The sequence below is a fragment of the Aeromonas sp. A35_P genome, from assembly GCF_002259925.1.
GTDB classification, from domain to species: Bacteria; Pseudomonadota; Gammaproteobacteria; order Enterobacterales; family Aeromonadaceae; genus Aeromonas; species Aeromonas dhakensis.
In genome coordinates this window covers 32,848-43,419 of the sequence record NZ_NEVB01000110.1, presented here as the reverse complement: position 1 = coordinate 43,419, position 10,572 = coordinate 32,848, and the positions used below count along the sequence as shown (strand labels likewise).

General features: G+C 61.9%; 11 protein-coding genes and 1 pseudogene. 1 reads left to right on the top strand and 11 read right to left on the bottom strand.

The genetic code is table 11. The annotated features are described in order from the left end of the window. From CAK78_RS07910 to CAK78_RS07865, 10 genes and pseudogenes are all read right to left on the bottom strand, one after another. A partial coding sequence (locus CAK78_RS07910) for an IS5 family transposase (RefSeq protein WP_141214105.1) occupies positions 1 to 791 on the bottom strand: 791 nt, incomplete at its 3' end. Between the two features lie 513 nt (positions 792 to 1,304). Continuing rightward, positions 1,305 to 2,915: a methyl-accepting chemotaxis protein gene (locus tag CAK78_RS07905; protein WP_094696928.1), complete on the bottom strand. Its 1,611-nt coding sequence runs from the start codon at positions 2,913 to 2,915 to the stop codon at positions 1,305 to 1,307. A gap of 263 nt (positions 2,916 to 3,178) precedes the next feature. Next, positions 3,179 to 4,045 carry a TIGR03899 family protein gene (locus CAK78_RS07900; protein ID WP_017787620.1) on the bottom strand — a complete coding sequence of 289 codons (867 nt, stop codon included), beginning with the start codon at positions 4,043 to 4,045 and terminating at the stop codon, positions 3,179 to 3,181. A 140-nt stretch (positions 4,046 to 4,185) separates the two neighbouring features. After that, a complete protein-coding gene (locus CAK78_RS07895; RefSeq protein WP_017787621.1) occupies positions 4,186 to 4,665 on the bottom strand; it encodes a DUF3299 domain-containing protein in 480 nt (159 codons plus the stop codon). 30 nt (positions 4,666 to 4,695) lie between these two features. Continuing rightward, on the bottom strand, positions 4,696 to 5,943 hold the full coding sequence (locus CAK78_RS07890; RefSeq protein ID WP_094696927.1) for an ABC transporter permease: 1,248 nt from the start codon (positions 5,941 to 5,943) through the stop codon (positions 4,696 to 4,698). 76 nt (positions 5,944 to 6,019) lie between these two features. Further along, entirely contained in the window at positions 6,020 to 6,709 is a 690-nt protein-coding gene (locus CAK78_RS07885) for an ABC transporter ATP-binding protein (RefSeq protein WP_017780513.1), read from the bottom strand. Positions 6,710 to 6,713: 4 nt separating this feature from the next. Continuing rightward, positions 6,714 to 7,310 carry a DUF2796 domain-containing protein gene (locus tag CAK78_RS07880; protein ID WP_094696926.1) on the bottom strand — a complete coding sequence of 199 codons (597 nt, stop codon included), beginning with the start codon at positions 7,308 to 7,310 and terminating at the stop codon, positions 6,714 to 6,716. A 35-nt stretch (positions 7,311 to 7,345) separates the two neighbouring features. Then, positions 7,346 to 7,636 (bottom strand): hypothetical protein, encoded by a 291-nt coding sequence (locus tag CAK78_RS07875; RefSeq protein ID WP_021468272.1) that lies wholly within the window; start codon positions 7,634 to 7,636, stop codon positions 7,346 to 7,348. A gap of 44 nt (positions 7,637 to 7,680) precedes the next feature. Further along, a pseudogene (locus CAK78_RS07870) lies at positions 7,681 to 8,223 on the bottom strand (YtfJ family protein). A gap of 258 nt (positions 8,224 to 8,481) precedes the next feature. Next, the gene (locus CAK78_RS07865; RefSeq protein WP_005304657.1) at positions 8,482 to 9,360 is read right to left on the bottom strand and encodes a hypothetical protein; all 879 of its coding nucleotides are present in this window, start codon (positions 9,358 to 9,360) and stop codon (positions 8,482 to 8,484) included. Positions 9,361 to 9,484: 124 nt separating this feature from the next. On the opposite strand from CAK78_RS07865, the gene CAK78_RS07860 reads away from it, so the two are divergent. Next, positions 9,485 to 9,847 carry a hypothetical protein gene (locus CAK78_RS07860; RefSeq protein ID WP_176452719.1) on the top strand — a complete coding sequence of 121 codons (363 nt, stop codon included), beginning with the start codon at positions 9,485 to 9,487 and terminating at the stop codon, positions 9,845 to 9,847. Between the two features lie 25 nt (positions 9,848 to 9,872). Here CAK78_RS07860 and ppa read toward each other — a convergent pair whose 3' ends face one another. Continuing rightward, entirely contained in the window at positions 9,873 to 10,403 is a 531-nt protein-coding gene (gene ppa, locus CAK78_RS07855) for an inorganic diphosphatase (RefSeq protein ID WP_005304649.1), read from the bottom strand. Between the last annotated feature and the right edge of the window lie 169 nt (positions 10,404 to 10,572).

The window sequence follows — 10,572 nt, the reverse complement described above, 5'->3', positions numbered from 1 at the left end:
AAAGCAATTACTGTCTTGTTTTTACGAGGATGCTTTTTGAGTTCCTTGAGTTTGCCAGGGCGCCTGGCAATCGCCCATTCAGCCTTCACATCGGCCAGCTCTTCACGGTTTTCTGCCCCCTGATATCCCGCGTCAGCGAACACAAACTCTTCCTTGCCATGGAGCAGATTCCCCACCTGATTGAGGTCGTGCTCGTTGGCTGACGTGGTCTCCAGACTGTGGGTGAGGCCACTCTTGGCATCAACGCCGATATGAGCCTTCATGCCGAAATACCACTGATTGCCTTTCTTGGTCTGATGCATCTCGGGGTCACGCTCTCCCCGCTTGTTTTTGGTGGAGTTGGGGGCTTCGATGATAGTGGCATCGACCAGCGTGCCTTGCTTCATCATGATGCCAGCGTCACAGAGCCACTGGTTGATGGCCTCGAATAGTTGGCGTGCCAGTTGGTGCTGCTCCAGCAGATGCCGGAAATTCATGATGGTAGTGCGGTCAGGGATAGCCTGGTCCAGGGAGAGTTTGGCAAACAGACGCATTGAGGCAATTTCGTAGAGTGCGTCCTCCATGGCGCCGTCGCTGAGGTTGTACCACTGCTGCATACAGTGAATGCGGAGCATGGTATCGAGTGGGTAGGGACGACGCCCGTTACCAGCTTTGGGATAGACGGGTTCGATGACCCCCAGCATCCTTGGCCATGGGAGCACAGCCTCCATGCGAGCCAAGAATATCTCTTTACGGGTTTTACGGCGTTTGCCATTGAACTCGCAGTCCGCGAAGGTGAGCTGGTGACTCATGCTGAACCTCATCCCTGATGCCAAGTGGGGTTCATGATCTCACATCAAGGACTTGTTCGCACTTTCCCAAGCAAGGCTACCGCCCCTGAATTTCAGCCTCCAGTCTGCTGCGCTTTCCCTGCGGTGTGGCTCCGGTCTGGTACATGGCTGACTCCGACAAGAGGTGATCCTGATGGGCATGTTACCGAACGGAGCTGGTTAGGGAAGGGGGAGTGGGTGATTTCTCGGGCAAGATCAATAAATTGAACCGTTATGGGGTGGCGGTCGAGCGATGGGGTATCTCAGCGTCCGTACTTTCTCAATGCTCGCTGCGCATTTGGGCGGGGGGAATGAACTGCGGGATGCCACTCTGTTGGATGAGTTGCAGAGCAGATGCCAAGGTAATGACATCAAGGCCGGGCCAGTAATGGCGTGGGCGTCCCTACCCGGTCAAATCCGCGTTTCCCAAGATAAATGGGCCAGCTGCCGGTGACGACAGGGGCCCTTTTTTGTTGTTAGCGCACGGTCTTGGGATCAGCGGGCCAGCACCACCTGGCCGGCGGGGCTGGGATTGGCAAGTTGTGGAGAGGCGGGTTGTTGCTGGAACTGGCGAACCAGACGATCCAGGTCGCTCAGTTGCCGCACCAGCTGGTTGATGCCGTGGACGGCATGCTGACTGCCGACGCTGGAGTCATCGGCCAGGGTCTTGATGCTGAGCACGTTGCGGTCGATGTCGACGGTAACCTGGGACTGTTCCTGCACGGCCTGGGCTATCTGGCTGCTGCCGGAGGCGACCTGCTGCAACATACTGTTGATCTGCTGCAGTATGGTGCCGGTGGCGGAGGCCTTCTGCTGGCAGCTGGCGGAGAGATCCCCCCCCTTTTCCATCGCCTGCTCGGCGTTGGCCGCGCTGGTTTGCAGCAGGTTGATCATCTTCTGGATCTCGCCGGTGGAGGACTGGGTCTTGATGGCCAGGGATCTGATCTCGTCCGCCACCACCGAGAAACCGCGGCCCGCCTCGATGGCCGCATTGAGGGCCAGCAGGTTGGTCTGGTTGGCGATGCTGTTGATGACATCGAGGATGCCGTCGATATCCCGGCATTGGGTCGCCAGGGTGTGGATCACCGTCTGGGAGGTGGCGATCTCGCCGTGCATCCCCTCGACCGCCCCTATGGTCTCCTGCACGCTGCGGTTGCCCTCCCGGAACAGGTCGGCGGTTTCATCCAGCAGGTCGGATGCGGCGGTGGAGCTGTGGGACACCTCGCGGATCGACTCGGCCATCTGGGTGATGGCGGTGGCGACCTGATTGGTCTCGGCCTGTTGTTGCTGCAGGTTGCTGGTGATGGATTCGGCATTGCGCAGATCGCCTTCCGCCGAGTGCAGGATCCGGCTGCAGGTCTGCTGGGTGCGCGCCAGCACGGCGTTGAACTCGGCCTGGTTCATCAGCATGGCGAGCTCGATGGCGGCGATGTTGTCGACCTTGTTGGTGTAGAGCAGCTGCATCAGCGGGTTGTCGAAGCGGCTGCGGGCCAGCTTGTCGAGCTTGCCGAGGCGACGGCTCAGGGCCTGGGTGATCATGGCCGCCAGCAGCAAAGGCAGCACGGCCAGGGCCAGCAGCCAGCCGGAGGCCTGCTCATACCCCAGCGCCATCATGGCCACCAGGCTCGGCAGCAGGCAGAGGGTGATTGCCAGCGTGTGGGAGAAGGCCGGCAGCCTGAGCGCCAGCGGCGCCTTGTCGGCGCGCAGCCCGGCATAGATGCGCTCGGCCCGCTGCTTGATCTCCTCGCTGGGGGCGGTACGCACCGATTGATACTCCACCACCTTGCCGTGGGCATCCTTGATCGGCGTGACGAAGGCGCTGACCCAGTAGTGATCGCCATTCTTGCAGCGATTCTTCACCGGCCCCATCCAGCTCTTGCCGGCCCGGATATGGTGCCAGAGGTCGGCGAAGGCCTGCTTGGGCATGTCCGGATGGCGCACCAGGTTGTGGTGCTCCCCCTGCAGCTCCTCCAGCGTGAAGCCGGCAATCTGGCAGAACTCCTCGTTGGCGTAGGTGATGCGACTCTCCAGATCCGTGGTGGAGATGAGGTGCTGGTGTTCGGGATAGCGACGCTCATGCTGGGTGACAGGCTGATTGACTCTCATGGTGTGCTCCGAAACCGGGTTGTGGGGAAGGTGTCATCACCAATGCAAGGGCTGCACCAGCGGGGGCGGAAATCGTCGATCATGCGGCACTCATGCGGCACGGCGGGGGGCGATGGCCGGTGGCGAGCGGATCTGAGAGTGTGGGGCTGGTGAGTCAGAGGCGGCGGATTTGCATTTCAGGAACCGTTTTGGCAACGGCGGCGCCATTTCGCGAGCGGCGCTGGGGAGCGCAAAACAGCGGAGCCCTGACGGGCTCCGGAGGATCAGGGGGTCGGTTCGGCCGGGGCTGGCTCAGGCCCGGCAGGCGGGGTCAGCATCATGGTCTCGATCTGCAGCCCCTGCACCAGCACGGTTTTCAGATCCTGCAGGTACTCCTCCAGCGGCGGCTCCTGCAGCAGCTGGGCGAGCTCGTTGCCGACCGGGGTCAGCCGGTAGTAGAGCAGGGTGATGTTGGTCTGCTTGCGCTGCAGGCGCCAGCGCTGATCGCCGAACTCCAGCTCCACCCCGTCGGCAGGCAGCGGGCCGGATTCCAGCTCGCCCCGGTGCAGCAGGCCGAGCTCGAACAGCTGCAGCAGGGCGTTGTAGGGGATGCGGTACTTGCCAAGGCCGAGCCGGGTCACCCGGGCGCGGCTGAGCAGGCTGGCCCCCTTGTGCAGCCCCAGCAGCAGGCGCTGTTCGTCGCTGCCCACGTAGTGGCAGGAGAGGGAGCAGATGCGCTGGAACAGCTGGGCCTCGCGCTGGGTCATCTCCTTGAGGGTGGAGAGGGCACGGATGGAAAAGCGACCCGGGGTGGCGATCTCGATGGCGAAGATGCGGCCCCACAGCTGTTGCATGGGCACCATGCTGATGTCTTCCGCCAGTTGCAGGAAGTGGGTCAGCCAGTCGCTGTCCATCTCGCCGCCGGCGGCGGTCTCCTCGCAATGGCGGGAGGCCATCACCATGATGGACTCCAGGTTGCGCTGGCGGGCGGCCTGATCCGCCAGTTGGCGAAAGGCGGCGCGCTGCTCGAAGGTGCTGTCGCTGTTACGGGTGAGCATGCCGTCGATGCCGCGGCTGCGGGCCAGGCGCAGGGTCTGCTCCTGGCTGCTCAGGATGGAACTCTCTTTCTTGGGCGGGGGCAGGTCAGCCATGCTGGCTCCGTGATCGCAAGGTCTAGGCCTTGAATGTTACTCCAACCGGGATGGCGGGCAATCCCTCAGGCAGGGGCTGGCCGGGTTCTTGCCGTCGCGGATAACAAAACGGCCCCCCGCGGGAGGCCGTGTGTGCCTGGTTACTGCTCTTCGTAGACGCTGACCTCGACCGCCTCCAGCGAATAGGAGGCGGTGGCCATCTCGTGACTGGAGCTGACCGTGCGCATCTTGCCCTTCACCCAGATGGCGTCCCACAGGTCGTCAACCGGCGCTCCCTTGGGGTAGCTCACATAGACCACCTGGTTGGTGGGCGGGGGCGGCACATGGATGCAGGCGCCGAAGTAGGGCACCAGCAGGAAGGCGGTGATCTTCTTGGCATCCCCCTCCAGCGGCACCACGAAGCCCGGGATGCGCACCTCTTGGTTGTCCAGCTTCTTGTTGACCCCGCCCACCGGCTGGGGCACTGAGGCAAGATTGCCATCGTGGCTCACCTGGGGTGGGGGCAGCAGTTTTTCACCTTCCGGAATGAGCACATCCCAGTCGATGGTCTTGTAGTCGGCGGCCATGGCCGGCAGCGTCAGCAGGGCGGCCAGCAGCGCCACGATTTTCCACTTCATCATCTGTCCTTCTCGTTTCTTATGGGCGCCTGGCTAGACGCGAATGCTCATGCCATCGCTCAGGCTGTAGCGATAGGCGCGGGCGGCGGGCAACAGGCCTATCACCATGCCGGCCAGCCAGACCAGCCCCAGCAGTTGCCACTCGTGGGCGCTTGGCAGCCCCAGGCTCAATTGCAGGCCATAGTGACCGAGCAGCCAGGGGGTAGCAAGGGCTTGGCCCAGGTAGAGCGCGGCCACCCCGAGCGCAATGCCGGCGGTGGTGAGGGCCATCGCCTCCAGCGCCAGCAGCAGGAACAGGTGAGCCGGGCCGGCGCCGAGGGAGCGCAAGATGGCAAGCTCACGGCGCCGCTCGTTGAGGCCGGCCAGCAGGGTGGTCAGCATGCCGATGAGGCCTGCCACCACCACGAAGCCGGCGATCACCGACAGCGCCGTCTCCGCCACGCTCATCAGGTTCCACAGCTCCTGCAGGGCGGCCCCCGGCAGGATCGCCATCAGCGGCTCGCCCCGGTAGGTATTGACGCTGCGCTGCAGCTGGAACGCCAGGATCCGGTTGCTGAGCCCCACCATGAAGGCGGTGATGGTCTTGGGGGTGAGATCCTGCGCCAGTGCCTGCTCGGCGGTCACGTTCTTGCTGTGACGGCCGGTGTCCCAGCCCAGGTGGATCGCTTCGATGCCGGCCAGCGGCACATGGATGGTGCGATCGATGGGGGTGCCGGTCGGTGCCAGGATCCCCACCACCTTGAACGGCAGGTTGTCGTGCTGGCTGAACGAGGTGTTGCCGGCGCCGTGGGCGATGACGATGGACTGCCCCAGGTGATAGCCGAGCTTCTCGGCCACCTGGGCGCCGAGCACCGCCTCGAACGGCGTGTCGAACGCTCGCCCTTCACGCAGCGCCAGCGCCTGCTGCTGGCCATATTTGAGGTGGGTGAAGTAGTCGCCATTGGTGCCAAGCACTCGGAATCCCTTGTGGGAGTCACCAAGGGAAAGCGGGATGGTCCAGGCGATGCCGGGTTGTTGCTTGATGGCCTGATAGGCATCCCAGCCCACGTTGTTGGTGGGATTGCCGATACGAAACACCGAGTAGAGCAGCAGGTTCACCTGGCCGGAGCGGGCGCCGACGATGAGGTCCGTGCCCGACACCGTATTGGCGAAGCTCTCGCGCGCCTGGTTGCGCACCCGTTCCACTCCGAGCAGCAGGGTGACGCTGATGGCGACCGCCAGCAGGGTGAGCCCGGCGGTGAGGCGGCGGGCCCAGAGGCTTTGCAGGGCGAGTTTCAGCACGTGACCCTCCGGTTTTGTGGTCGTACCGCGTGGGTGCGAATGGCATTCATCAGGGAGATGCAGTGTTGAACGGTGCTCAGCATGTTGCCCTCCGGTTCAGTTGTTGCAGGTTCTCCACCCGCGGGAAGAGCGGCTCGAGATAGGGGTCGTGGCTGACGAAGACCAGGGTCGAGCCCTGCTTGTCGCACTCCTCGAACAGCAGCTTGATGAAGGCGGCCCGGTTGTCGGTATCCAGCGCCGAGGTGGGCTCGTCGGCGATCACCAGTGGCGGTGAGCCGATCAGCGCGCGGGCGGCGGCCACCCGTTGCTGCTGGCCGATGCTGAGGGCATGGACGGGCCTGTGCAGCGCCTCCTCGGGCAGTTGCAGTTCCCGCAGCAGGCGGCGCGCCTCGTCGGCCGGGCTGCCCTGCAGCCGGGCCCGCTTCTCGGGGGAGAAGGTGAGGGCGCTGGTGACGTTGTCCTGCACGGATAAAAACGGCAGCAGGTTGAACTGCTGGAAGATGTAACCCAGATTGGCCGCCCGGAAGTGGTCACGGGCACGGCCAGAGAGCCGGGCCAGCGGCTGGCCCAGCACCTCCAGGGTGCCGTGGTTGGCGGTCTGGATCCCGGCCAGCAGGCCGAGCAGGGTCGACTTGCCCGAACCGGACGGTCCCTTGATGAACACCCGCTCCCCCTCGCCGATGGTGAGGGCGGGCAGATCGAGTACAACCTCGTGACCCGGCCAGGCAAAGGCCAGATCGCGGATCTCAACCACGGCATTTTTCATGGCGTTACCAGCTCAGTTTGTTGGCGGAGGGGGTCAGCTCGGCCGCGGTCTGGCCGCTGGGCAGTATGCCCTGCACGCTCAGCTTCTCCAGGCTCGGATAGACGCTGAACAGGGTGGCTTCCAGCCCGGTCAGCTTGGCTGGCTCCGCGCAGGAGTAGGTGTACATGGCACCCATGTCGGCGTGACCGGCATCGTCGTGCTGGTGTTCGTCGTGCTTGCCGTCAGACTTCTGGTGGTCATGGTCATGGTCATGGTCATGGTCATGGTCATGGTCGTGATCTTCCTTGGCGGCCTGCAACGCCTGCTGGGTCAGCGTGCAGCCGGCGGCCGGGTCGAAGCGCAGCAGGGCATCGGGTTGTTTGAGCTGGGCCACGGCCTTGGCGTATTGCGCCTTCTCTTCGTCGCTCTTGGCGGCATGCTCGAAGCCCACCAGGTCGGCGGCGGGGGCCTGCAGCTCGATCATCAGCTGGTTGCCATCAAGCACCAGATTGAGGTGGCCGTGGCCGTGTTCGTGGGCACCGTGGCCGTGACTGTCGTGTTCATCGTGGTTTGCCTGCACGCCAAATGCGGCGGCCGCCAGTAACAGGGTGACTGCTTTCATCGTTAATCCTTTGAAAAATTTATTGAAAAATGGATTTAGCCGGATAAGCGATGAAGTGGTGGCGGTGCGCGGATGCGGCACTGACCTGAGGGGGTGGCATGAGGTTTGGGCAAGGCGGCATCAAGGAGCTTGCCGATGACGACCTGTGAAGAGGGGATGACCAGGGTCGGGGTGAGTGCCAGCTTGCCATCCAGATGCAGGGCGCAGAGGACACAGGCGTGGTTGTGGCCGGGCAGGTCGGCTTCCAGCGGATGTTGTGCCAGCACCGGTTGCAGCCACAACCAGCCCAGCAGCAGCAACCAGATTTTCAGCTTGGTACGACCCATAGACCCCTATCAAAGGGGCGCCATCAGCGCCCCTTTTCTCTGGCTTAGAGATGGGACTGGATGAGCCCCATCACGGTAGCGATATTGTTGGCATCGAGCTGACCGTCCTTGACGAACAGCACCTTGCCCTCTTTGTCCAGCAGGATGATGGCCGAGCTTTCCGGCGCCAGATCCCAGGCGTTGCGGGCCATGCCCTTGGCATCCAGCACCATGGCGGACCAGGGGAACTCTTTCTTGCTGTCCTCGGCACTGCTCTTCACGAAGCCGGAGGTGCCCCAGATGGCGTCATTGCTGTTGATGATGGTGACGGTCTGGTACTTGTCGTGGGGCAGCTTGGCCGCCTTGATCGCTTCGATCATGGGGGCATTGAGCTCCTTGGCGCTGGAACGACCGGCGATGTGCTGGATCAGAAAGACCTTGCCGGTCAGTACCTTGCTTTGCTAGGGCTGATAGCCGATCTCTTTCTCTTTCAGTACCAGCTCACCCTTGTCGCCGATGTTGACCAGCGGCACCTGGGCCGACTCCTTGATGTTGTGAGCCAGGGCCAGCGTTGGCAGCAGCGCCAGAGTAAGTACGAGATGTTTCATCCTGATGACACTCCTTTTGTTATGTTATAACGATTTTTGCATTGAGGGAATGGGGCCGAACTCATCCTAAACTGATCGGATCTGTTTAAAAAGTGTTAAATAAAAGCCGGCATTGAGGCGTTCGACTGCCCGCCAGCACGGGGGCTGGCTGGCAAAGGCGGCTAGGATGGCACGCAGTCGATAAAAATCAATTGCTTATCAACTGGTTTGAGGAGTCTGGCCGCGCTCTGCAGCCAGACTTGAGGAAGGGGATAGGCCTCAGTAGAGCGGCTCGCTCACCAGCGGGATCTTGGCCATGGTCATCTGCTGGGCCAGCAGGGGCGAGCCGGTCAGCAGTATGTGACGCTGATTGCCGATCACCACTGTATCCCCTTTCAAACCGCTGTCGGCGGTGATGGCCAGCCAGGCTGGCGAGACGCTGCCAATGCTGATGTTCGGATAGATGATGCTGAGCATGTACTGGGGGGCCAGCTCGGCCAAGAGGCTTGCCATCAGCAGCGCCTTCTCGTCGCTGTCCGCCTTGTTGTTCTGCAAGGCCTGCAGCGGCGGTGCGAAATGATCCATCTGCTCGGGCGGAGTGGGAATGCCGCTCAGCCACTCCTGCAGCAGGCCGACGCTGGTGGCGAGATCCTTGGCCAGGAACTGTTTCGCCAGGGGCCTCAGGTCGCCCTTGAACTGGTAGAACAGCTGGGAATAGTTGGGGCGCACACAGGGCAGCTTGCGGTTGGCGGGGTGAACGCAGGGTACCACTCGCATCTGATAGAAGGCGTCGTCCTGATATTGCTGATAGGCCTGCCAGAACAGGGTCGACTCCATGCTGTCGTCGTGCAGGGTGAAGGCCTGCTCCAGATTGCGAAACTTGGTGGCGGTCTCGGGGCTGGTTTGATTGATGAGGTTGATGCTGTTGTAGAGCCGCGGGCTGATGTAGGAGTAGAGGGTTTCCAGCGGATAGTTGAGGGAGGCATCGAGCAGGGTCATCTCGTGGCGGCTGGCGGCGATGACCCGCTCGTCCGCGTTCAGCTGCAGGTGCTTCTGCTGACCGTCGCTCGATTGCCATTGCCAGCTCAGGGTGACCTCGTTGGCCCCGGCCATGGACGCGAACACTAGACTCAACAACAGACCTTGTGCCAGTTTCATGATGTGCATCCTGCTCGGGGTGATAATAAACAACTAGGTGAGCTGGCCGATTTTGGATGAGTCTGACATTTGTGATTTTGATAACAGATTGATCGGGCTTTTAATTTAATTCTGGAAATAAGTCATGCAGGAAACCGTCATGAAGCGAATCACACCCTTGTTGCTGCTGTTGACCACGCTGCCGGCCGCGGCGGGGCCTGTCATCGTCAACCAGGGGATGTCCAGCGCGGATACCTTTGCCCTGCGCGACAAGCTGGCGAAGGAACATGAGTGGCAGGAGTGGCTGCGCTTCCAGCAGGCCATCAAGTGGCTGGAGGTGCTGCCGGTGAACTGCGAGCTGATGAGCGATGCTGGCGGCAGTTATCGCTGCGGGGGGAATTACTACCGGCCCTATCAGCAGGATGGACGCGACATCTATATACAGGGGGATCCCAGCGGTGTGACACCGGGTCAGTCCCAGCAACCGCCCACGAAAAAGGCGCCCTGAGGCGCCTTTTTCACGAAGGTTACGCTTACTTGGCAGCGTAACGCTCGGCAGAGCTCTTGATCTCTGCTTCGGCAGCGGCCTTGTCGCCCCAGCCTTCAACCTTGACCCACTTGCCAGCTTCCAGCTCTTTGTAGCGCTCGAAGAAGTGCTGGATCTGGGCGCGCAGCAGCTCGGGCAGATCGTTCACATCCTGGATGTGGTCGTACTGCTTGGTCAGCTTGGAGTGCGGAACGGCCACGATCTTGGCGTCTTCGCCAGATTCGTCGGTCATCTTCAGCACGCCAACCGGGCGGCAGCGAATGACGGAGCCGGCCAGCAGCGGATAGGGAGTCGGAACCAGCACGTCAACCGGATCACCATCCAGAGACAGGGTGGCGTTCACGTAGCCGTAGTTGCACGGATAGAACATCGGGGTAGACATGAAGCGATCAACGAAGATGGCACCGCTGTCCTTGTCGACTTCGTATTTGATCGGGTCGGCGTTCTGCGGGATTTCGATGATGACGTAGATGTCGTCGGGCAGGCTCTTGCCAGCCGGTACCAGATTCAGGCTCATGACGTTTCCTTTGAGTGTTGGAGTCAAGTTTGCAGGCCGATATTATAGCGATGTCGCGTCAAATGACCATATTTCAGGGCCACTGCGACAGAGTTGGTGGATACCGTGCAGCTTGGGTCTGCCAAATTGCCGTCACCTTGTTAGAATGCGCACTTCCCTTTACTGCGAA